Source organism: Sinorhizobium mexicanum (assembly GCF_013488225.1).
GTDB lineage: Bacteria > Pseudomonadota > Alphaproteobacteria > Rhizobiales > Rhizobiaceae > Sinorhizobium > Sinorhizobium mexicanum.
Map to the genome: position 1 here is coordinate 1,847,346 of NZ_CP041238.1, position 22,968 is coordinate 1,870,313.

Here is a 22,968-nt window from a genome sequence, read left to right on the forward strand (position 1 = left end):
AGTGAAACTGCTGCCGCACCATCGGATATATGTCTGCTTCTTCCTGTTTGCGGTGACCATGGGAGCCCTGATGGCAAGACTTCCGGATCTGCAGCAGAAGCTGGGGCTGAACGAGTCCGAGCTTGGACTGACCCTGACCGGCGCGGCGATCGGGGCGCTCCTGTCCCTGACGTTCGGGTCGTCGATCGTCGAAAGGCTCGGCCCGCGCAACACGGCGTTGCTGACTGTGCTCGGAATCCCTGCTGTGCTCGTCTTTGTGCCGTGGATGCCGAGCGCCCCTCACGTTTTCGGTCTGCTTGTCGTACAGGGACTCCTCGCTGGCCTTCTCGAAATCAACCTCAATGTGGAAATCGACCGTATTGAAGCTCAGTTGGGCAGGAGCGTAATGAACCGCTCCCATGGGTTCTGGAGCGTCGGGTTCTTCGTTACCGCGCTCATATCTGCACCGATCCGACAAGCCGAAGTCTCGATGCACGTCCACCTAGCCGCGATGCTTGGCGTGGCCCTTGTCGTCGGTAGCGTCGCGATCCTTGGAATGCGTAAAGCTCCGCCACGCCATACAAGCACTGCCGCTCACGCGCAGCGTATTGCGGTACCAACATTGGGCATGCTGCCGTTCTGCCTCATAGGGATCGCGGCACTACTCGTGGAAGGCGGCGGCATAGACTGGTCGGCGATTTACATGCGGGACGTCTTCGAAGTTGAGCCACTCGTTGGCGGGGCGGGGTTGACCCTCTTCGCGCTTTTCATGGCAGTCACGCGCCTCACTGCGGACCCCGTTGTCGACCGGTTCGGGGCGAGGGCGGTCGCTTCCGCTCTGCTGGTGGCAGCGGGAGCCGGGCTTGCCACGGTGTGGCTGGCTCCCACCCCACAGATCGCTCTCGTCGGCTTCGCTATGATGGGAGCGGGGTGTAGCGCGGTGTATCCTCTCGCCATTTCGGCCGTGGTGCAGAGGACGGACAGGCCTGCCCACGTCAATGTTGCTGCCCTCGGGCAGGTGTCGTTTATCATCTTCTTTCTGGGGCCGCCTTTCCTCGGGCTCGTGGCGCATGGTTTCGGCATACGCAACGCCTTCCTCGTCTGCCTGCCTGTCATCTGCGCTGGATTGGTCTGCACCGCCGCCTTCCCGCAGCGAGGTCGGGAGTGCTTTGGGGTCAAAACGCAATCTTGCTGCCGCGCTCGCACGGCTGGGACGTATCGCACAAGCGCGCAAGGTGGGGAGGGAATTTCTTTCAGAATTTCCGAGTTTTTCGGCCCAGCATTGGGGCAAAACGCAGCCGTTCCGCGATAATGCCGATCGTCAGCACTTTATCCAGGGCTATCTCAAGGCAGGTCTGCCGGAGTGAGCAGCAGACCGATGTACGTGATGAATAACTCCCACAATCCGCTAGAGAGATGCCTCGGCTAAATCCATTTCTGCGCGAGACCTGTAGGCTCATATACACGGCTACGTAGTTGTGCTTATCTTTGAGCGCACTAATGGCCGTCGAAGGCTGCGATTAGTTCAGCGAAGATTCGTTTTCGGTCTGGGGGACGAAATGCGTCTGGTTATCGGCCTAGCGACCACATGGCTCGCGGCGTCTTCTGTGATGGCGCAGCCCATCACCATTGTTTCTTACAACGCTGAAAACCTGTTCGACACGGAAGACGACCTTTCGAACCCGCGGGATGACACGTACCTGCCTCTGGCGGTCAAAGATCAGAACCGGCAGGCCCACGACGCCCGGTGCGAGCAGTTCAACGGGACGTCCGGGTTCTACGTCAACGAATGCAAGACGTTGAATTGGGATAGCGCGACATATGCCACCAAGCTAAAGCGCTACGCGGACGTGCTCTTGGCCATGCCGGTTCTGCCGGATATCGTTGTTATTCCCGAGACCGAGAACAAAAAAGTGCTGGATGATCTCGTTTCCCAGCACCTGGGAAGCGCAGGCTACAACGTCGTGCAACTCGACACGAGCGACGAGCCAGCAAGTCGCGGTATCGATGTCGGCATGCTGACGAAGCTGCCGCTCGTGGGCACTCCCCAGGCGCATGTCGTCGATTTCGGCAGTGCGGCTCAAACGTGTGGCAAGACCCGCGATATTCTTCAGGTCACCGTCAAGCTCCCCGATGGGGAGAACTTGACGATCTTCGGGGTTCATTTTCCGTCGGGCGCAAGCCCATTCGAGTGCCGCGTCCGCGCACTGAAGCAGGTGAGCAGTCTCTCAGCTGCCTTGCCTGCGGGAAGTCTTGCCATTGCTGCCGGTGATTTCAACGTGAACTGCGGCGAGTCTCCGACTGAGGGTTTTTCGCGGCTCCTACAGCGCGGGAACTGGTATGTGTCGCCCTTGGTCACCCATGGCTGCAACGCTCCTGGCTCTACCAAGTTCGTGGATCGCGTTATGGATAATTGGAACACCTGGTCTTTCCTCGACATGATCCTGGTGAACCCTGAACTCAGCGCGACCCGCCCGTCTGAAAAGAACTGGTTTGCCGATCTGGGCAGCTTCGGGACTGTCGTCGTGCACCCGGAGCAGACCATGGTAGACGAGGACAACAAGGGATTCATCGAACCCCGCCGCTTTGATGCGACGACGGGCCGTGGCGTCAGCGATCATTGGCCGGTTATGATGCGGTTACTCCCTCGTCGCAGTTAACCCCATTAGGGCGGCAGGAAACCAAGAGGACGACTGGGGGGCGAAATCCAGGATATCCTACAACGTGACGAACAGGCGAGGGTCAATATGCCGACTGGCAAGGTGACGTTTTTCAACGTCGACAAGGGCTTCGGTTTCATAACGCCAGATTCAGGCGGAACTGACGTTTTCGTTCATGTCTCAGCCCTGCAATATGGAGACGTGCTGAGAGAAGGGCAGACGGTGTCATACGACTTAGGACAAGATCACAAGACTGGAAAATCGAAGGCTGAAAACGTTAGGCCGTCCTGACACCGAAATTCCTGGCGTGAGGCCCCGACTACGCCGGAGCCTCATTAATCCATTACTTGTTGAGCGCATCCTTGAGCGCCTTCGCCGGCGAGAAATTGAGCTTCTTCGCAGCCGCGACTTTTATCGTCTGTCCCGTTGAGGGACCAAGGGTTCGACGTGTGATCGACTTCCACTGCCATCTGGACCTGTTTCCGTCGCCCGAACGGACGGCCGATGCCATCGAGCGGGCAGGGACGTATCTGCTCTCCGTCACCAACACTCCGAAGGCCTTCCCCAAGACCGCGCAATCGGCCAAAGGAAGAAAGCGCATCCGGACTGCGCTCGGGCTGCACCCCCAGCTGGTAAAAGAGCGGCACAACGAAGTTGCCTTGTTCAAACGCCTGCTTGGTGAAACCCGGTATGTGGGAGAGGTTGGAATCGACGGAGGCGACGATTGCGCTCCGTTTCTCGACCTCCAAAGGGAAGTTTTTGACGAATTGCTGGAGGCGTGCTCGTCGGTCGGTGGCCGCTTCCTATCAATTCACAGCCGGCATGCAAGCGGCGAGGTCGTGGAAGCTCTGACGAAACATCGAGCAGCTGGCGTGCCGATCCTTCACTGGTATTCAGGTTCGCAGTCTCACGCCGACAAGGCCGTCGAAATAGGTGCATGGTTTTCCGTCTGCCTGCCGATGTTGAGAAGTCGCCGGGCAGGCTCCTTGATCAGACGGCTTCCGCGCGATCGTATTCTGACCGAGACCGACGCGCCGTTCGTTTCGACCCCGGATATAGACTACCCAGTTCGAGCGGTGTCCGATGCGGAAAACGCGTTAGCACGACACTGGGAATGCGATGTTACCGAGGTTCGTCGTCAGCTTCACGCTAACCTAGCCTCGTTGGTCGAAAAGTCGTCAAAGTTTCCTCTTTCGAACGCAGGATGATTACCAGCAATTAAAATGGAAAAAGGCCGCCTCCGAAAGGGGCGGCCTTTGCGTCCTAGCAAGCCAAGCTTAGCTCCAGGGCTGTTCCGGCTTTCCGTCGGTGCCCTCGATGAGCAGGATGGGTTTGCCTCCGACCATTCTCATGTGCACTCCTCTCGTTTAACTGAGCTTGAACTTAGCGCACTTTCGTCGGCAAGTCTTACCGGATGGACGCACTTCGTGTAGGAGCTGGCTTTTTGAAAATCTCTCGAAGGTTCAGTTCTTTAATGAGGATTGGATGCGTTTTCTCAAAGTAATCCTTCAAGATTTTTTGGTCTTTCAGCGGCTTCTCGTCTTCGAAAAGGGGCGCGCGGTAATTGATAACCGGGTGAGAACGGTTGAACGTGCCTTTGTTGAGGGCACAATGCAGCGCGACTGCGACTGCCTTCAAGGCGAGAGCGCCGAATTGACTCAATAGCTGCGGGTCGTTTCCGGTATGGGCGGCAATTATGAGGGCCTGCGTCGGCTCCTCGATCCGCCACGGAAACAACTGGTTGAACCACAGCACTCTCTCGAAGTATTTGGTTTGGTCTGCCCGGTCCTTGATTGCCGACGGCTTGACCGCGCCGAGCGAAGCCAGCTCGGCAAGGATATCCATCTCGTTCGTCAGATTTTGGAAGTGGAAGAGCGTGGCCAAAGGAGACCGAGTAGGCACTTCCATCTTCTGTAGTGTGGCCAATTGTTCTCGCGCAGCTGACTTCAGGTTCGCCCGTTCCTTCGCTACGGATTTGCTGTCATCACCGCGATGAATGCGCCCGTAAATGTATGAATTCCAGAAATGGTAGTGGCATACGATCGCCTGGGAATCCACCGTCCTACTGCCGAACGGCAGGTAGGTCAGAAGGTCGACGATCCCGCCATAATGGTTCCGGAACGAGAGAAGCGTCTCGGGGTCGGAAGCTCCTTTGCCATCGACATAGAGCTCCATTTCCGCGAGAGCCCTCGACGTCATCGACTTAAAGATCGGCTGATATGTCTCCTGCACGAAAGAGATAACCGCGTTTGTCAGAGGAGGCGGTGCTTTGTCTACGCCCGAGATGCCATACGGGTTCGCCGGAAAGCGGTACAGATGGGTATCCGTGATGTCGGTATCAGGAAGGCGTCTGAAGACCTCCGGGAGCGTCAGCTCCCTTTCACGAAACCCGGTAGCCTCCAAGTCCTTTGCGTCATCGCGGAAGCGACGGAGCACACCGAGGCGTATTGCCGCTAGGACAACATGCGGAGATTTCTCTTTCGGTTCCCAGAAATCGAATTCGTCATCGACGTCATCCACTGGCAGCCCTCCATCCACCCGAGCTTAACAGAGTACACGAAGCGCTTCTCCACGAAAGGGGCGTCCAGTGTAGGACGCTTCAGTGAAGTTCGGTACAGTGTACACGCTATGCGGTAATCAGAGAAATTTTACAACCATGTTCAGCTTGCCTCGATCGGAGCCCATCCGTGCTGGCTCCCAACCGTGGGTAAAAAGACATGGCCGCGAAAGTCATCGAATCGTTCGGCAGCTTCATGAAGATGCTGGCGACAGCGAGCGTGATCGCGATCGTCGCCGTACATGGGGAATCCATGCGGCACAATACTCAAGTCAACTCCGGGGCAGCCTGCGTGGAAGTCGCGCCGGAAGCGCTCAATACCCTGACGCTGAGCCGCCAGGATATCGTCGACCTCAAAAAGGTCGCCACCACCGAAGTGGTCGGGTCGCTGAAAAGCCCGGCCTTCGAGAACCAGGTCCACGGCGTTGTCGACACCATTTTGAACCGGACGCGTTCTGGGCACTGGGGCTCGCTCAAGGATGTCGTCAACGCCAAGAACCAGTTCTCCGCGATCGCCGGTCCGCGATCCCTGAAGCCGTACGGTAACGTCGACAACATGCCGACCCGCGCCATCTCCTCCAAGATTGCCGAAGAGGTCGACCGCTGGCTTGAGATGCGGGCGCGGGGCGTTCCATCGGGCGTCGGCGACAATTTAAACTATCTCAATCCGCTGTACTCGTCGCAGAGCAGCCTCCGCGGTTGGGGCTGGTCGGTGGTCGCACAGGCCAAGAAGTCCGGCTACGTCATGGGTGCGGGTAAGGCAACGCATTACCATGGCACCTCGCGCGATCTCGTAAAGTACAAGCCTGGTGCCTTCCGCGTGGTCATCCACGACTAAAGCTTCCGGACTACCGCGCGAAGCCGCTCTTTTGGAGCGGCTTCGTTTGCGTTCGGACGAGGGCGCGTCAGTCGCTTGACGCGTAGTCAGAACTCGGTCCGCGTCGCCCGCGATCCACGTTTATGAGATCGTCTGCCTGACCAATGAGACGATCTTGGGCCTGATTTCCTCGTGATCGACCTGGCCCCGGAAGCACCGATAGATGATCTCGATTAGAGTGAGGCCAAACAGCGTCTGCATCGATCCGCTCACGCCTTCACCCACCGTGGCCTCCTCGAGGAAGGTGCGATCCAAGAACACGAACGTCGGCGTTTCGCCGCTGAAGTCGTCCGTACGGCTAACAGCACAGGCTAGCTTTGCAAGCGTTCCCGCCAAGTCGAACCGCTGTGTCGACATTTCTCGAATATCCTGTGGCATTTCCTCGAAGTTCGCCACCTGAAGGGAAAGCTCATGGACTTCGGTGTTGCCTATCAGTGCACCGATCTCGTTTTCGAAGGCTTTAAAAAAGTACGCCAGGCATTGTATCGCCGCGGCGGTTGTCGGAGTGTCGTCCATCGCCAGAAGGCTGATGGTTACAGGCTCGCGCAGTTCCAAAGTGACCGTCCAGATGCAATCGTCGTTTTGCGCGTATCTGACATCCAGACCTGGGACCGATCTCGTCGTTGCCGCTGCAAACCTGCTGAACACCGACAGCCCACGGTTATCTTGGGAAAGGAAGGGCAGCAGGAAACCGGGGTAGAGGAGTCGCCACCTTTCCCCGGCGTCCTTTACGTCAATCGAGAGCGCCTCGATGGCGTCGCAAACCACCTCAAGCAAAACTGGTCTTACCAATGGCGGCAAATTGCTGCGAAGACTTTCGAAATGGCGACCAAGCATCCGAGTGAAGAAATCTCGCGGTGCCTGCCGGAGCATCGGCTCGACGAGCTCGATAAACAGATCGCCCAATGCTTCATCACGAGGCGGCGGCAGCCCATACGCCTTGCACATCTGCTCGGCGTAGAAGGCTTCCTCGAAATCGAGAGCCAGCTCCGACGCGCGAACGATCGCGTGGTCGTATCCCTCGGTATCGGGGACTAGGAGGAATTGCGAGGCGGCGTTGAAATACGCGACCGCGGCAGCGGCGACATTTCCCATATCTCTTTCCGCGGATGCCAATTCGACATACGACCGGGCAAGCCCCTCGTGGTAGATGGTGTCGGTCAACAACCCGATAGCATGCAACGCAAATACCTTGGCTTCCTCGAAGCGATCAGCCACGACATCCTTGCTCTCTTCGAGGTCGTTGAGGACACCGGCTCGCAGGCGCGAACCGTCCGCCTCTATATCGCGGCGGGCGCAACGCTGAGCCATTCGCCCAGCCAGGTCGTAAGCCTCTAGGGCCTTGGCGACCTCTTTCTTGTCGCGGTAGACGTTTCCGAGGTTAATGTAGTTCAGTGCCGCGAGCTGCTCTTCGCCTATCTCCAAGCTGAGCTCGACGGTCTCCTTGGTCACCCGCTCAGCGTCGTCCAGCCGTCCCGAGGTCCTGTAACGACGACTGAGGATGTTGTTGTGCCACGCCCGCTGACGACGCGGATCGATAGTGGCGCTTGCCCGGATCGTGATTCGCTCGATAATCTGGTCGACCTCGACGTCGTTTCCGGGAATGCCTGCCAACGCCGCCGCGAGATTGCGCTCGGTAAGCTCGACGCCGTAGTCGTCTTCAATTTCGTGGAACTCTGCCAAGGTCGGGCGCAAAACCTCGACGGCCCGTTCAAACGACTTGCTGGAGATATAAAGCGCGCTGAGCTCCAGGCCAATTCGCGCGTGATCCCAGGTGAGGCCGAGTTCGGCGTAGCTCCCCCAGATTTCAAGGAGACCCTCGACATCGGCCGCCGACAACGTACGCCGTGCTTGCGATGCCAACTTAACCTCGGCAACCCGTGCAACCTGCTCTTCACCAAGGAGTTTAGCCAGCGCCTCCGCCTGCTGCAGCAGACTGGAGGCGCGTACTGCGTCTCCCATGAGGTCCATCGGATAGATGAGCATCAGCATCAAATCGAGCGCGTCATCTCCGCGGTCGTGGTCGGTGGCATCTTTCAGCAGGCTCTCTACAATCCGCCGTCCAGTGCGGTTGTCGCCGACCATTGCCGATTGCCGCAGCGCCGATTTGCTGAACTTTTCGGCTTCCTGCGCACCTAATAGTTCGGCGACCAAATATGCCGAGCGGAAGTCCGATGCCTCCTCGAAGTGCTGCTCCAGGCGCGTCACGTAGAACCGCAAGCGTTGTGGCGTCGAAATCACGGCGTTCTTGAGTTGCTGTGAAATATCGTCCCGAGCGAGCCGGAAGCCCACCGGACTGTCGTCGACCAGCCGGCTGACCGAACGAAGCTCCGCATAGAGCTTCTCTATCCCAGCCGTACCGTCGCCAATGAGGGCTAGAAGATCGTCTGCCGCCAAAGGTATCGGGCTGAGCACCATATAGTTGAGCGCCTCTTGAGCCACGACCGTCGCGTTCGATCGCAGCCACAAATCGATCGGCTCGCCTTTCGACCCCAAGAAGAGAAGTAGTGAGCCGCTTGCGCCCGCACGTGCGCCAATGGTCTCCGCCTCGGCACTGGAAAACTCGGGTATCTCGAGGAAGGGAAGGTCGGGTAGTGGATCGCGTGACGTGACTATTACCCGCCTCGCCGGAGACGTGTCCCCGCCCAACGCCAGGGCCCTCAGCAATTCGTCGGGGAACTCGCACTCGTCGATGACGAGCGTCACATTGTCGGCATCCGCCCAAGCAGAGGAAAACGCCAACATGGCACCCTGCAGCGTAGACGGCGTTTTGCCCGCTTCAGACCCATTGAGTGCTTGGGCGCAAACACCGAACAACTCGAAGGGCGTCAGGCCGTTAACGCGGACGTACTTCGCGCCGTGCTTCGCCGCGAACTGTGCCGTCAGCGTCGTTTTACCGATACCTGCTCGACCGACGACAACCAACGTCGGGTCTTGCTCCGATCGACGCTTCAGCTCTTCAATAAGGGCTTCCCGATCAAGGAGGGTTCCCTGTCTGCTGGTCGCACGATTGAGCAACTCGGCGGGCGAGTTTTCCAAAACGCCACGGGCGAGCTCCGGCCGAAGCACGGATCGTGTGATCTCGGCGGTGACATCGTCCCGGATTCGGTTCTCCAGCTCCTGCGGCTCGCCGTAAAACGAGATGACCAGATCGGAGGAAGTGCCTTCGATCATCTTCTTGAGCCGCTCCTCGCGGCCCGTATCGTCGCGCAATACGTAGAGCAGGGTAGGGATGCCGTGGTCGCGAGCATATCTCAGCTCGTCTTCAAGGCCCGAGATTGTCATCCCGCCCTGGACATCGATGTAACCGTATCCCAGGCGGTATATCGCCACCATGATCTGGGAGTCGCGAAGACGCGACAGGTACATCGACCGCGGGCTCATCGATCGCGCGCCGATGTGCTCGAACAGGATGGGGTTATGGTTGATGCCCTGGATCGCATTCCGGGCGACAGTTCGCTCTGCTCTGCACTCCTGCAGGCGCGAGCTTACGAAAATGTCCAGCTTGTCGCGGGTGATTACCCGATCGAGGTCCTCAACCCCCACCATAACCGAGCCTCACGAACTGCCGCTGATTGATATTGAATTTGGTGGATACCTCCGCGCCGTGGCCCCGGAGAACCGCTGCCACGTCCAGCTCCAGCTGGCGAGTCACGACGGCAATCTCGATCTTGCCGATCGTGTCGGGAAGCGTCGTCATCTCCACCCTGAAAAAGGTGCGATCCCACCATGTTTCCGCCGAGAAGTCTTCCATCGGATAATGGTCCAGTCCGCACCACTCGCGACTGAGCTGCACATTGATTGCGGCCTGAGTCGCCTGGGCGATAGTAATATCGTCGACCTTGAGATGGTCCACGAGCTGCTCATGGAGTTTCAGTCGGCGGACGCGGTCCCGCGATACCGCAAAGGCAATGTCTATCACGCGCTGGCGACGCTGTGCGATCTCTCGGGGTTTCGCGATTTTTGGTTTGCCAAGAGATGGCTTTCGACCGTCTACGATATCGAGCAGCAAGTGATTTGGATTTTCTTCCTCGGAAGCGATCTTGAGGTCGAACTTGACGAAGGTCAGTGCGCCGGGCACGCGCTTGATCGTGTCTATCTGCGGAATCCCAAACTTGGACTGCGCGGTCGCTAGGCTGACCAAAACCGGAGATAGCTTGGAACGTGTGTCGTCCTTCCATTGCAGGAGGATCGGATTGGTGGAGTCGATCTTCTTGATCCAGGTTGCACCGAAAAAAATGACGTCCTGCAGGTCCTGATCCTTGGACATACGGTACATTCCGCGACGAAGATTCGGCTGCATACCGAAAAGGTAGCTGCCATCACGGCGCAGAACGACCTCAATATCGACTGCATCACCGTCGTCCTCACATCCCCATTCCTTGAGGATTTCAGAGGCCGCAAGCAATTTGTCGGCTTTCTCTCCCACGATCGTCAGGGCAGGCACTGGAAACGGATATCCCGCAGCCGTGTCGTATCCATATGCGCAAGCGAAGACCTTGGCGTCGACCATATGTTGGTTGAACGCAATGCTCGACGTATGCGCGAAGAGGGATTTTCTCAGATGGCCGAATTCGAAGCCCCGAACCTTCATCGACGATTGTTCAGTCTTTGCTTTGCGTTGATGCCTGCGCTTTCCCATGCGCAAACAATAAGTTGTAGAGTGCGTGTTTCACAGGGGAACAGCTCAAGGACCTTCTTGGGATAAACGATATTCACAAATATTTTGCAGAGCTCGCCTGATCATTGCAAGCAGCTCTCTTGGCTTGATATTGACGCTCTTTGCCTTGGAGATAGGGATCTTCAGGTCCCCGGAGGGCATGACGGCCGTCACCGAGCGGCAGCGCTCGACGACCTCTGAAACCTGCTTTCGGGAGTATCTCGACCCATATGTTCCGCCCGTCGGCATATGTGCGTACTCGGCCACAAGACCAGCTTTGACAAGGAAGCCGAACTCGTGGCCGGGAATTCCAGTGATTCGATCGTCGTGCCGTACCACGGCCAGCTTCGACCGCCCGCGAAAGTCCGAGGGTCTTTCGGGTAGAGCACCTTCAACACTTCCTCCCTTTGTTCAAGAAAATTGACCTCAGATGTCCATTCTGACGGCGTTGGAGCGCGGCGCTGAGCTCGCTATGTCTCCTCCGAACGCGACCAGTCCGGTTCGCACGCGACCGACGGTTGCTCAGGGCGGTCGTGCTGGCTGTCAAATAGGGAAGATGGACGAATGGCCTACAACCTCAACGTCAATGGTCGCAGCATGACCGTGGAATCGGACGGCGATACGCCGCTGCTTTGGGCTCTGCGTGACATCCTCGGTTTCAAAGGCACTAAGTTCGGGTGCGGCGTGGGTCTCTGCGGTTGCTGCACCGTGCATATCGATGGTGTCGCGACGCGGGCTTGCCAGACGCCGATCGACAGCGTCGGGACATCCGAGATAGCAACGATCGAAGGGCTGGCGACCTCAGACCCCGGACGTCGTATTCAGAAGGCATGGCTCGATTTCGAGGTCGTCCAATGCGGGTATTGCCAGCCTGGTCAGCTGATGTCGGCAGCCGCATTGCTGACCGAAACCCCTGATCCGACAGATGAAGACATAGACGCGGCGATGTCCGGAAATCTGTGTCGTTGCGGAACCTACAACCGCATTCGCGACGCGATCAAGTATGCCGCTCACCTCGATGCGACGATGGAGAACGCACAATGAAACACGTCTCCGATCGGCCACACGCCGGACTGTCGCGTCGTTCCTTCCTCCTGGCCAGTGCCGCGGCCGGAGGAGGTTTTCTGATCGGCGTTTCCTTCGACCCGGCTTCCGCGAAGGAAGCTGCCCAACAGGCCTTCATCCCGAATGCCTTCATCAGGATCGAAACTGACGGCACCATTATCCTTACGATGCCGTACGTCGAGATGGGGCAGGGCACGTACACCTCCGTTCCCATGTTGATCGCTGAAGAACTCGAGGTCGGTCTCGACGCCGTGCAACTCGAGCACGCGCCGGCCAATGATGGGCTTTATGCTCATCCGATTATGGGCGCGCAGGAAACAGACGGGTCGCTCTCGATGCGGGCTGCATGGGAGCCCATGCGTCAGGCAGGTGCCGCTGCCCGGATGATGCTCGTCGCCGCCGCGGCCATCCGCTGGGGCGTGGACGCCGCCGAGTGCCACGCTGACCGTGGCTTCGTGGTGCACGGCAAGTCTGCTCGACGCATCGGTTACGGTGACCTTGCGGCGGACGCCGCGACGATGCCCGTGCCCAAGCAGGTCGTCCTCAAAGACCCGTCATCGTACAAACTGATCGGCACACCACAGAAGCGACTCGACGCACCGCAGAAGGTGGCGGCGACAGCGCAATACGGGATCGACGTCAGCCTACCTGGCATGAAGATCGCCGCAGTGATTGCGTCGCCAGTACTTGGCGGCCAGGTATCTAGCGTCGACGACAGTGCCACGCGAAAGATCGCGGGCGTGCGCGATGTCATACGCATCCATGACGCCGTTGCTGTCATCGCGGATCACTGGGCCGCCGCAAAGAAGGGGCTGGATGCCCTTGTGGTGACCTGGGATGGCGGGCCGAATGCCCAGTTCTCGACAACTCAGCACATGGCCAATCTTGAAAATGGGGCAGAACGCGATGGTGTCGTCGCTGTCCAGAAAGGCGACGTCGCCGGCGTCTTTTCACGGGCTGAGCGTCGCCTGGAGGCGGACTACCGGCTTCCGATCTTGGCGCACGCGCCAATGGAGCCGTTGAACTGCACGGCACACATTCACGATGGCAGGTGCGACGTCTGGCTCGGAACGCAAGCGGCAACGCGGGCGCAAAAGGCGGCGGCTGCCGCCGCCGGCCTACCGCTGGACCGCGTCGAAATCCATAACCAGTACCTTGGGGGTTCGTTCGGTCGGCGGGCCGAGGCAGACAATGTCACCCAGGCGGTACTGATCGCACGGCAGGTGGATTATCCGGTCAAGGTTATCTGGAGTCGGGAAGAGGATACCCAACACGACTTCTATCGCCCCGCCTACTTCAATAGGCTGAAGGCTAGCCTCGACACCGAGGGCCACATCACGAGTTGGTTTCACCGTGTCGTCGGTCCGTCGCCCCTGGCGCGGTGGCTGCCGGTAGCCGTGCAGAACGGTCTCGATCCCGATGCGGTCACCAGTGCGACCGGGCCGTATGAACTGTCGGACATCCATGTCGACTACGTCCGCCACGAGGATCACTCGTTCCAATCCGGTTTCTGGCGGGGAGTGGGCACCACTCACAACGTCTTCATCGTCGAAGGCTTCGTCGACGAACTTGCAGCCCTCTCCGGGAAAGACCCGCTCGAGTTCCGGCGCGCGCACGTTAAGAACAATCCCCGTGCGCTAGCAGTCCTCGATAAGGCCGCGGAAGAATCCGGCTGGGGCACGCCGCTACCCGAGGGCACCGGCCGAGGTATCTCGCTTCTCCAAGACTTTGGCGGAACGATCCTCGTGCACATCGCCGAAGCCACTGTTGACAAGGCAGGGGCGGTGAGAGTGTCGAAGGTCACCTCGGTGGTCGACTGCGGAAAAATCATCAATCCCGACACTGTCAAAGCCCAGATACAGGGCGGGGCGATATTCGGGCTCTCAGCGACTCTGTACGGGGAAATAACCTTCACCGACGGACGTGTCGACCAGGGCAACTTCGACACGTATGCAGCAGTCAGGATGGACGAGGCCCCGCGTGTGACGGTCCATCTGATCGATAGTGGTGACAAGCCCTTCGGCGTCGGCGAATCCGGCACCTCTGGTATCGGCCCGGCTGTCGCGAACGCGGTCTACGCTGCAACCGGGAAGCGGGTCAGACAGCTTCCGATCACGCCCGAACTGCTCAAGTCATAACCCACCGAACTCGCTCGCTTACACCGGATCGTCGCATCGATCGGCCCAGTAAAGGAGGCTACAATGTATCGCTCGTTTAAAATTGCCTTGGCCATGGTCTTGGTCATGCCGATCCACCTGTCTGCCGCACTGGCGGAAGGCAGCCTGGAGCAGGGAGAGAAAGTATTCAAACGTTGCGCTGCATGTCACGCAGCGACGGATCAGAACAAGACGGGCCCGGGACTTGCGGGGATCGTAGGAAGGACGGCCGGGAAAGCCGCCGACTACAACTATTCTCCCGGTTTGGCGTCCTCGACCCTGGTTTGGGATGAGAAGACCCTGGACAGCTTCCTTCAGGGCCCGCGAAAGCTCGTACCTGGGACCAAGATGACCCTCAGCGTTCCAAAGCCCGACGAACGTCAGAGCGTCATCTTGTACCTCAAGTCCTTGGCCGCGGGGAACTGACGCGCATCGGCGCGAACCTTGCATGTGTTTGGAAGCGCCGGCCCCCTTCCAGAGGCCGGCGCGCGCAACCGAGGCATCAACTCTGACAGAGCGAACGGGCCCTTACTGTGCTTTCAGTTGCCTGACCGCTCCCGCCCAGTCCTCCACATGATAGGAGTGCGCGATCTTGCCATCGCGGATCGTCTGGATGTCGATGGACATGATCGTGAAGGATTTGCCGGTCGGAGAGACTCCGAAAAAGTCCTTCACAGGCGTCCCGCTTGCCTGACCACGCACGATGACTTTGTCGCCGGCCACGGCCACGTCGCGGATTTCCCACTGTAGGTCGGGGATTGTCTCGCCCCGCGCCTTGAAAGCAGGGACCAATTGCTCCCGGTTCAGGCATGAGCCTTCTCCCCTACAAGTGATCCAATCGTCGGTGGTCGCCCTCGCGAGCAACGCCGCCACGTCCTTCTTCGCAGGCTGATTCAGGGCGTCGTAGAACGGCGCGATGATCTCCTTCGCCTGGTCGACACTAAGGTCGTCGGATTTCGCGGGCGCGGCGGGTTCGACCCAAAGACGTCTACGCGGCTCTTCCAGGTGACCACCGTCGACTACGTCGCCGCACTGCTCGCCCCTGCGCTACGCGCCGCGTTGGCGGACGAGGCTCCAGGAGTTCGGTTTTCTCTGCGGTTCGGTACTGGGCAGGCTGCACTGGATCACGTGCGCACAGACGACGTGGACCTCGCCATCGGGCGATTTGACCTCCTGCCGGATGGCTATCGGGCGTCCTCCCTGTCCGAAGACAGCTACTCGGTCGTCATGAGGAAAGGACACGTGTTTGCCGAGCAACCAGACCTGGAGCGCTATCTGGAAGCCGAACATCTGCTCGTGTCTTTCTCCGGCGAACATTACGGATCAGCCGACCGGGCGCTGCTGACGGCTGGGCGAAAGCGCCGTGTTGTAGCATCCGTGCCGCTCTTCATGGCCGCTCTGAGTACGGTTGCGAATACCGATCTATTTCTACCGTTCCCAAGAGGCTGGCAGATACTTATGCGGGCACCTTCAATTTGGAAAAGGTCCCGCCGCCGTTCCCGATGGAGACGTTCAGTCTCAATGTCGTGACCCACTCGCGCGCGAAGGATGCTGGCCTGATCTGGTTCGCCGACTTGCTACATCGTGTCTGGCAGGAAGTGTAGCCACGGCGGCAAGCATCCCCTTCAACGATCCCTGACGTCATACAAGACAACGGGACAAGCGTCGCGAAACTACGAGCCTCCCCAAGACGGAGCAACTCTCGATGACGAACGACGCAAAAGAGAAATCACTGACCACTGCCTCCGGAACTCCGGTCGTGGACAACCTCAACATCCAGACCGCAGGCCCCCGCGGTCCAGCGCTGCTGCAGGACGTCTGGCTGATCGAAAAGCTGGCACACTTCGACCGCGAGGTTATCCCGGAGCGCCGTATGCATGCCAAGGGCGCGGGCGCGTACGGGACCTTTACCGTCACCCACGACATCACCCGTTACACCCGCGCAAAGCTCTTCTCCGAGGTCGGCAAGACGACGCCCATGTTCGTGCGCTTCTCGACAGTCGCCGGAGAACGCGGCGCAGCGGACGCCGAGCGCGATATCCGCGGCTTCGCCATGAAATTCTACACCGAGGAAGGCAATTGGGACCTCGTTGGTAACAACACGCCCGTGTTCTTTTTCCGCGACCCGTTGCGCTTCCCCGACCTAAACCACGCCATCAAGCGCGATCCGCGAACTGGCATGCGCAGCGCCCACAACAACTGGGACTTCTGGTCGTTGCTCCCGGAAGCGCTTCACCAGGTGACTATCGTGATGAGCGACCGCGGTATCCCGCGAAGCTTCAGACACATGCACGGCTTCGGTAGCCACACTTTCAGCTTCATCAATGCCGAAAACCAGCGGTTCTGGGTGAAATTCACCTTGAAGACGCAACAGGGCATCGAAAATCTGACGGACGCCGAGGCGGAGGCGATCATCGCGAAGGACAGGGAAAGCAATCAGCGGGACCTCTTCTACAGCATCGAAAGCGGAGACCTCCCGCGGTGGACGATGTATGTGCAGATAATGCCGGAAGCCGACGCGGCGCGCTATCGTCTCAACCCATTCGATCTCACCAAGGTTTGGCCTCACGCCGACTACCCGTTGATCGAAGTCGGGGTCATGGAGTTGAACCGGAACCCCGAGAACTTCTTCGCGGAAGTCGAACAGGCGGCATTTTCGCCGGCGAATGTCGTGCCGGGTATCGGCTTCTCCCCCGATAAGATGTTGCAGGCCCGCCTGTTTTCTTACGCAGACACTCAGCGATACCGTCTGGGGGTCAATTTCAACCACATCCCCGTCAACGCTGCGCGGTGCCCCGTACACAGCTACCATCGCGACGGACAGATGAGGGTGGACGGCAACCTCGGCCGAACACCTTCGTACTTTCCGAACAGCGCAGGGGAGTGGCAGGATCAGCCCGACTTCTCGGAGCCACCGCTTTCCGTCGACGGTCCCGCGGCGCATTGGGACCACCGCGTGGACGAGGACTACTATTCGCAGCCGGGCAACCTCTTCCGGATGATGACCCCCTCGCAGAAACAGGTCCTGTTCGAAAACACGGCCCGAGCGATCGACGGAGCGAGCCAGGAGGGCATACGGCGACACATCGAGAACTGCCGGCGCGCCGATCCGGCGTACGGGGAAGGGGTGGCGAAAGCAGTCGGGTTCTCGCTCTAGCAGACCGCAGTCCCGAGCCGCGGTTTTGTCAGCTCCGCGATCGATCCAGGCGACACGTTTCGCCGTGAACGCCTGGACGCAATGTTCAATATCCGCCGCTACCGTGAGATTCTGCCGCGCAGCGCCCAAAGGAACCAATCCATGACTAACGTAGAAAAGTATGACCTCGTCGTCTTCGGTGGCGGTAAAGCGGGAAAAACGCTTGCCATGGACGAAGCCCGCGCGGGAAGGAAAGTGGCAATGATCGAGGCCGGGATGATAGGCGGCTCATGTATCAACGTCGCGTGCATTCCGAGTAAGACGTTCATCCGTAGTGCCGAGATCGCTCATACGCTCGGGCAGGCGGCGCAGTTCGGCTTCCCCGAAGCAACAGCCGAACCGGATATGGGAGTTGTCGCCGCCCGTACCGCGAACGTGGTGGGCGAGATGGTCAGGACAAACCAATCGGGGTTCGACGCCAGCGGCCTCGAGCTGTTGTTGGGGTGGGGCGCGTTCGTGGCACCCAGAATCATCGCGGTGGCGGGCACCGCTGGTCCGCGGCACGTGACAGCCGACAGTATTTTCATCAACCTCGGCACGCTCGCCGAAATCCCGGACCTCCCCGGACTCAAAGACGCCAATCCCCTCACACATGTTGAAGCGTTGCGCATCGGCGAACCTGTCCGCAAGCTGCTGATCCTCGGTGGCGGCTTCATCGCGCTTGAGCTTGGTCAGGCCTTTAAAAGACTGGGTACCGAGGTGACGATCATCGAGCGTGGCCAACGTCTCCTGCCGCGGGAGGACGCGGACGTCGCCGACAGTATACTGGCGGCGATGAAGACCGAGGGCTTGGAAGTGGTGCTCGGGTGCGACGTGGCTGCAGTTGAAGGGAAGTCCGGCTTAGCCGTCACGGTGACGGCTGCTGATGGGAGACGCTTTGACGGCACGCACCTGCTTGTCGCCACCGGCCGCCGGCCGCGGACCAAGGATATCGGCCTGGAGATCGCCGGCGTAGCGACCGACGAGCGCGGCTTCATTGAGGTCGACGATCATCTCAGAACCACGGCGAATGGTATTTGGGCCATGGGGGAGGTCGCCGGAACGCCGATGTTTACCCACGCGTCGCTCGACGACTACCGGATCGTCAAAAGTGACCTTAACGGCGGGACCCGACGCACGACCGACAGAACCATTCCATATTGTGTTTTCATCGATCCGGAATATGCCCGCATCGGGCTCAATGAAGAGGACGCTCGTCGGGAAGGTTTGGCCTACCGTGTTGCAAAGCTGCCGATGGACGTCATCCCACGCGCTCGAACGTTATCCCGCCGGGAAGGGTTCATGAATGCCATCGTTGCAGGACACACCGATGAGATACTTGGATTCAGCATGCTCGGCGAGAACGCCGGCGAGGTGATGAGCGTCGTCCAAATGGCGATGCTCGGGAAACTTCCCTATACGGCTCTGCGAGACTGCATCTTCGCGCACCCGACCATTTCGGAAGGCCTGAATATGCTTTTCGCGAACGTCCGCGCCCCGGATTGAGCGGAAATATGTAGCATCTCTGCAACAACCTGGGGAAAACCGGGACTTCAATAGTCGTACAACTTATACGCAGGTATGGTTGCGCCTTTCGCGACTTGCTGACGATTGACTCACAGCCACCCTGACGTGTTGTTTCGCACAGGACGCGTTAGATAAATCATGACCCCATAGCGTGCACGGAGTTGGAATGAAGGTCCTCGGTTCGCCCCGCCCCACGGATGAGCAGCTCAAGATAATTGCGGAGGTTCGGACCGGAACGGAAATTATCCGTGGCGCGGCCGGCAGCGGGAAAACGACCACGGCGTTGCTCCGCCTACGCAATCTGAGCGATATGTTCAAATCACGGCACGCTCGGCTGGAAATCCAGACCCCGGTCAGGGCGTTGGTTCTCACTTACAACCGTACGCTTTGCGGTTACGTTGAAGCTCTGGCTCAGCAACAGGCGTCCTCGGGCGGAGGCGTGGAACTCGAGGTTGCCACCTTCGCTCAATGGGCCATGAGGTTCACTCACAACAACGACGTGATCGGCCGCGACGCGCGCGAATACGCGCTGGCGAAACTTTCGGCAGTTCATGACCTCAAACTATCCTCGACCTTCCTCGCATCTGAGGTTGAATACCTCCGCGGCCGCTTTTCGCCCGCCGACTACAAAAGCTACTTGGATACGGAGCGGACTGGGCGGGGAATCTCGCCCCGTGTCGAGAAGGCCACCCGCGAAAAGATACTATCGGTCATAGATGCCTACAACGCGGAACTGATCGCCAAGAGACAGGTCGATTGGGAGGACATCACGGCCGCCGCGGCTAACGCAGCCAGCATGGGATATCAGATCATCGTTGTCGACGAGGCGCAGGATTTCTCCGCAAACCAAATCCGCGCGTTGCGCAAGCACCTCGCAGACGACGCCCATGCATTTACGCTCGTTGTCGATACCGCGCAGCGTCTCTACCCGCGGGGCTATACGTGGAAGGAAGCGGGCATCGACGCCGGTCAAGCCCAGTTTCACCGCCTGTCCAAAAACCACCGAAACACGGTGGAGATCGCGGCATTCGCAAGCGGAATCGTCGCCGGTCTCAAGCTTGACGACGATGGGACGATGCCTGACCTGAAAATGGCGACAAGCCATGGCCCCAAGCCCGCCGTCCTCAAGGGCAAGTACAACAAGCAACTGTCCGCGGCCATCGGCTATATCAAGGGCAATGTCGATCTGGCCAATGAGACGGTTGCGTTTCTAAAGCCGCAGGGCGGTGGATGGTTTGCAGACATCAGGGATCGCCTCGACGCGGAAGGACTGCCCTATGAGGACATCACACGCGAGCGCACGTGGGCAAACAACGACGTCAACATCGTTCTCAGCACGATGCACAGCGCCAAAGGCCTGGAATTCGACCACGTCATCATCATTGGTCTCAATCAGGAAAACACCCCCCACGACGAGGACGCTGATGACGACCAGCATCAGGTGCTTCGCCGACTTCTCGCGATGGCCGTCGCACGCGCGCGCAAAAGCGTCGTCATCGGTTACAAGCCCTCCGAGGCTTCGGGTCTGGTGAAGTATTTCGTCCCGACGACGATCGATGAAAGCGAACTGTAATGGGCGAAATCAGAGACTTCGCCGTCGGCCGTGGAATCACGGAAATCCTCCATTTTACGACAAACAAAGGCCTTACTGGATGCCTTCACACCAACGCTTTGCTTTCACGTCATCGTCTGAAAGACGAGGATAGCCTTGTTCATATCCTGACGTTGAATTCCAAGTTCAGAAAGGAAGAGGAGAGCACGTTCAATCAGCACGAGAATTGGATCGACTACGTCAATCTGAGCGTATCGGAAATCACAACAAACCTATTCAGGGCGTCACTGAGATGGCACGCGGGAAAGGATTTGTTCTGGGTCATTATGGCTTTCGACCCGGCCATCCTGGATGATGAAGGCGTATATTTCTCGACGACCAACAACATCTACAGCGGGACGCAACGCCAGAAGGGCCTTGCAGGGTTCAAGGCGCTATTCGCCGCGTCGGTCTCGCGATGGTGGAATAACACCGTTCTCCGCAAAGACAGACCCGACCACCTCACGACCTGTGAACAGGCTGAGGTTCTTTACCCGGGGCAGATTGACATGCGGAACCTCAAGCGTGTCTACGTAGCCGACGGCGACCTCGCCGACCGGATTGCAGCGTACCTCGGCACCTATAATCGTGCGGATGTGGAGGTAGTTGTGGCCCCGGCAAAATTCGAGGGTCAAGGCAATTGACGGAGGTTGAAGCTGTGACGTCCAGAGACCGACAAGCAGCCGTGATCGGATCGGCTCTTTGGGCCGCGGCCGGCGATGCTCTGGGCTGGATCACCGAGCTCGGGGACGAGGGAACAGTGCGCCATCGCACAGGTTCTTCGTCCGTATCTCGTACCGTTGAATGGCGACGCCGCATCGGCGGAAAGTTCGGCCCGACTGTAAGGCTGCCTGCCGGAACCTATTCCGATGACACCCAACTCAGGTTGGCTGTGGGAAGAGCTACAGGCCCTACGGGTGTATTCGATGCCGAAGCCTTCGCTAAGATCGAACTGCCTGTTTGGAGCAGCTACTCACTGGGCGCAGGACGCGGAACCTCGGCCGCAGCCTCAAATCTCGCGAAGACGAGCGTAAGCTGGTTTAATAACTTCTTCGGTCAGGCCGACGGCCGTAACTACTTCGTTGCCGGCGGAAACGGTGCCGCGATGAGGATACAGCCCCACGTATGGAAATCTGATCCCTCGCGGCCTGATACATTTCTGCCCGACGTCCTTCGTGATTCCGTGATCACGCACGGCGCTCCCAAAGGCATCGGCGGTGCCGTGTTCCATTCGCTTTGTGTTGCCTACGCGCTGAACGAAGGACGGGCTCCCGAACTCAATGAATGGCGCAATTTCATACAGCATCTGGAATACTGCGAAGCCATCATCAAGTCGGATGACAAGTTGGGGCTTTTCTGGCTCAAAGCCTGGGAGAGCAAAGCTGGCCGTTCCTTGGGTGATGCGTTCAAGGACGAAATTACGCAGGCGCAACGGGCTATCGGCGAGATAGCCGAATTTGCCGACAGCCCCGCAAGATATGAGGATGTGCTGCAGGCACTTGGCTGCCTTGACGAAGCCACGAGAGGGGCAGGCATCGGGACCGCTTTGGCAGCCGCAGTGGTCGCGAACTACGTGGGGAAAGTGGGAGAGGAAGACGCGCTGCTCATAGCTGCCAACGCACTCCATAGTGATACCGACACAATTGCATCGATGGCCGGGGCTATTTTCGGATGCTTCGCGTCGGTCGACATGACTTGGGATATCCAGGATAAGGATTACATCGCGAGCGAAGCCAGACGCATGGCTGCTTTGTCCAGCGGCCAGAAGGTCCCCTCATTTCACTACCCCGACCTCCTGTCATGGACTCCCCCAACAACGCAGAGCGATGGCGTCGGTCTTCTCAACGGCACGCTGTTCATGGCGGGCTTGGGCGGACTGAAGGAAATCGGCGAGGAATACGAGACCAACGACGCCATCTGGCAGTGGGCCTCGCTTCCCTTCGGACAGACTGTTCTAACAAAACGGAGGCGTAAACCCCGGTTGCTCGGCCCCGCCGATGCACCTCTAGTGCCGGTGCCAGCGAAACAGGCATCGCAACGATCGCCAGCACCATCTCCACCCAAATCTCGGCAACCCGACTTCTTCGCGGGAAGCCAATCCAGTTTCGTAACGGGTGGGAATGTCGAAGCTCGGCGCGTCGTCGAACCCGATCTGGAGAAGTTGGACTTGGACGCCCTGACGTCCCTGGTCATCGATAGTGGTTTTCCGGCTGCGCTGATTGGGCGAATACTTCTCGCGTTGGCCACTCGCGAAAACGGTGTCGAGGCCGCGATTGCTTTCTCGGCAATCGTAGCCAAGGCAGTAAGGTCGCGACGCAAAAGGGTTTAAGTGTGCGTTAGAGACGCATGGAGTCCGCTAGAGCGCCAACGGAATGGCGATAACCGCCGCGCACAAGGGCGGTGGCACTGAGAGCGGCATCGGACCATGCCTGGCGAGTCTCCGGTAAAACCGTCGTCCAAACGTCGTCAGCCTCCTCGACGGTTACGCGCTCGGGATAGACCCTCGCGACATACCTAAGCTGGGATGCATGGATTTCGCCGTCGCGGTGGAAAACGTCATTCAGGACAGAGGCTGCGGCCTCCCAATACGAACGAGAGTCGCGATCTGTAACTGATTCATGGAATATGGCTTCGTAGTCAGGCGGGTCAAGGCGATCGCTGGTGTGGGTCGAGAGGCAGTAGGCTGAAGCGGCGTCGATCATTGGGCAATCTCCATGGGGT

19 protein-coding genes and 1 pseudogene are annotated in these 22,968 nt (G+C 58.9%); 14 read left to right on the forward strand and 6 right to left on the reverse strand.

From position 1 onward, the window contains the following. Window position 1: 1 nt before the first annotated feature. The 3 genes from FKV68_RS08730 to FKV68_RS08740 all read left to right on the forward strand — a co-directional run bounded on the left by FKV68_RS08730 (window position 2) and on the right by FKV68_RS08740 (window position 2,930). Window positions 2-1,291 carry an MFS transporter gene (locus FKV68_RS08730; RefSeq protein WP_246452560.1) on the forward strand — a complete coding sequence of 430 codons (1,290 nt, stop codon included), beginning with the start codon at window positions 2-4 and terminating at the stop codon, window positions 1,289-1,291. Between the two features lie 247 nt (window positions 1,292-1,538). Beyond that, on the forward strand, window positions 1,539-2,639 hold the full coding sequence (locus FKV68_RS08735) for an endonuclease/exonuclease/phosphatase family protein (RefSeq protein WP_180941101.1): 1,101 nt from the start codon (window positions 1,539-1,541) through the stop codon (window positions 2,637-2,639). Window positions 2,640-2,726: 87 nt separating this feature from the next. After that, entirely contained in the window at window positions 2,727-2,930 is a 204-nt protein-coding gene (locus FKV68_RS08740; protein ID WP_180941102.1) for a cold-shock protein, read from the forward strand. Window positions 2,931-2,982: 52 nt separating this feature from the next. Here the strand turns inward: FKV68_RS08740 and FKV68_RS08745 are convergent. Next, window positions 2,983-3,072, reverse strand: a pseudogene (locus FKV68_RS08745) (HU family DNA-binding protein); the annotation flags it as partial. A 16-nt stretch (window positions 3,073-3,088) separates the two neighbouring features. Between FKV68_RS08745 and qatD the strand changes: the two are divergent. Further along, the gene (qatD, locus tag FKV68_RS08750) at window positions 3,089-3,847 is read left to right on the forward strand and encodes a Qat anti-phage system TatD family nuclease QatD (RefSeq protein WP_180941103.1); all 759 of its coding nucleotides are present in this window, start codon (window positions 3,089-3,091) and stop codon (window positions 3,845-3,847) included. A gap of 199 nt (window positions 3,848-4,046) precedes the next feature. On the opposite strand, the gene FKV68_RS08755 is transcribed toward qatD, so the two are convergent. Further along, complete coding sequence (locus FKV68_RS08755; RefSeq protein ID WP_180941104.1) at window positions 4,047-5,159, reverse strand: hypothetical protein; 1,113 nt, start codon at window positions 5,157-5,159, stop codon at window positions 4,047-4,049. A 197-nt stretch (window positions 5,160-5,356) separates the two neighbouring features. On the opposite strand from FKV68_RS08755, the gene FKV68_RS08760 reads away from it, so the two are divergent. Then, window positions 5,357-6,034, forward strand: a complete 678-nt coding sequence (locus tag FKV68_RS08760; RefSeq protein WP_180941105.1) for a cell wall hydrolase — start codon at window positions 5,357-5,359, stop codon at window positions 6,032-6,034. 120 nt (window positions 6,035-6,154) lie between these two features. On the opposite strand, the gene FKV68_RS08765 is transcribed toward FKV68_RS08760, so the two are convergent. After that, complete coding sequence (locus tag FKV68_RS08765; protein WP_180941106.1) at window positions 6,155-9,622, reverse strand: DUF4062 domain-containing protein; 3,468 nt, start codon at window positions 9,620-9,622, stop codon at window positions 6,155-6,157. Continuing rightward, a complete protein-coding gene (locus tag FKV68_RS08770) occupies window positions 9,609-10,667 on the reverse strand; it encodes a hypothetical protein (RefSeq protein WP_180941107.1) in 1,059 nt (352 codons plus the stop codon). Before FKV68_RS08770 ends, FKV68_RS08765 begins: the two co-directional genes overlap by 14 nt. A 630-nt stretch (window positions 10,668-11,297) precedes the next feature. Here FKV68_RS08770 and FKV68_RS08775 point away from each other — a divergent pair. The 3 genes from FKV68_RS08775 to FKV68_RS08785 all read left to right on the forward strand — a co-directional run bounded on the left by FKV68_RS08775 (window position 11,298) and on the right by FKV68_RS08785 (window position 14,380). Next, window positions 11,298-11,777, forward strand: a complete 480-nt coding sequence (locus FKV68_RS08775) for a (2Fe-2S)-binding protein (protein WP_180941108.1) — start codon at window positions 11,298-11,300, stop codon at window positions 11,775-11,777. After that, window positions 11,774-13,936 carry a xanthine dehydrogenase family protein molybdopterin-binding subunit gene (locus FKV68_RS08780; protein WP_180941109.1) on the forward strand — a complete coding sequence of 721 codons (2,163 nt, stop codon included), beginning with the start codon at window positions 11,774-11,776 and terminating at the stop codon, window positions 13,934-13,936. Before FKV68_RS08775 ends, FKV68_RS08780 begins: the two co-directional genes overlap by 4 nt. Window positions 13,937-13,999: 63 nt before the next feature. Next, complete coding sequence (locus FKV68_RS08785) at window positions 14,000-14,380, forward strand: c-type cytochrome (RefSeq protein ID WP_180941110.1); 381 nt, start codon at window positions 14,000-14,002, stop codon at window positions 14,378-14,380. Between the two features lie 102 nt (window positions 14,381-14,482). Here the strand turns inward: FKV68_RS08785 and FKV68_RS08790 are convergent, their stop codons facing one another. Then, window positions 14,483-14,959 carry an ester cyclase gene (locus tag FKV68_RS08790; RefSeq protein WP_180941445.1) on the reverse strand — a complete coding sequence of 159 codons (477 nt, stop codon included), beginning with the start codon at window positions 14,957-14,959 and terminating at the stop codon, window positions 14,483-14,485. Between FKV68_RS08790 and FKV68_RS08795 the strand changes: the two genes are divergently transcribed. The 6 genes from FKV68_RS08795 to FKV68_RS08820 all read left to right on the forward strand — a co-directional run bounded on the left by FKV68_RS08795 (window position 14,960) and on the right by FKV68_RS08820 (window position 22,576). Next, window positions 14,960-15,484 (forward strand): LysR substrate-binding domain-containing protein, encoded by a 525-nt coding sequence (locus FKV68_RS08795; protein ID WP_180941111.1) that lies wholly within the window; start codon window positions 14,960-14,962, stop codon window positions 15,482-15,484. A gap of 175 nt (window positions 15,485-15,659) precedes the next feature. After that, window positions 15,660-17,111, forward strand: coding sequence for a catalase (locus FKV68_RS08800; RefSeq protein ID WP_180941112.1), 1,452 nt, complete (start codon window positions 15,660-15,662; stop codon window positions 17,109-17,111). A gap of 141 nt (window positions 17,112-17,252) precedes the next feature. Continuing rightward, on the forward strand, window positions 17,253-18,635 hold the full coding sequence (locus tag FKV68_RS08805) for a dihydrolipoyl dehydrogenase family protein (protein ID WP_180941113.1): 1,383 nt from the start codon (window positions 17,253-17,255) through the stop codon (window positions 18,633-18,635). 187 nt (window positions 18,636-18,822) lie between these two features. Continuing rightward, on the forward strand, window positions 18,823-20,229 hold the full coding sequence (locus tag FKV68_RS08810; RefSeq protein WP_180941114.1) for a 3'-5' exonuclease: 1,407 nt from the start codon (window positions 18,823-18,825) through the stop codon (window positions 20,227-20,229). Continuing rightward, the gene (locus tag FKV68_RS08815; RefSeq protein WP_180941115.1) at window positions 20,229-20,891 is read left to right on the forward strand and encodes a DarT ssDNA thymidine ADP-ribosyltransferase family protein; all 663 of its coding nucleotides are present in this window, start codon (window positions 20,229-20,231) and stop codon (window positions 20,889-20,891) included. The genes FKV68_RS08810 and FKV68_RS08815 overlap by 1 nt, the downstream gene beginning before the upstream one ends. 14 nt (window positions 20,892-20,905) lie before the next feature. Continuing rightward, window positions 20,906-22,576, forward strand: coding sequence for an ADP-ribosylglycohydrolase family protein (locus FKV68_RS08820; RefSeq protein ID WP_180941116.1), 1,671 nt, complete (start codon window positions 20,906-20,908; stop codon window positions 22,574-22,576). 7 nt (window positions 22,577-22,583) lie between these two features. On the opposite strand, the gene FKV68_RS08825 is transcribed toward FKV68_RS08820, so the two are convergent. Continuing rightward, complete coding sequence (locus FKV68_RS08825) at window positions 22,584-22,949, reverse strand: hypothetical protein (RefSeq protein WP_180941117.1); 366 nt, start codon at window positions 22,947-22,949, stop codon at window positions 22,584-22,586. Window positions 22,950-22,968 lie beyond the last annotated feature (19 nt).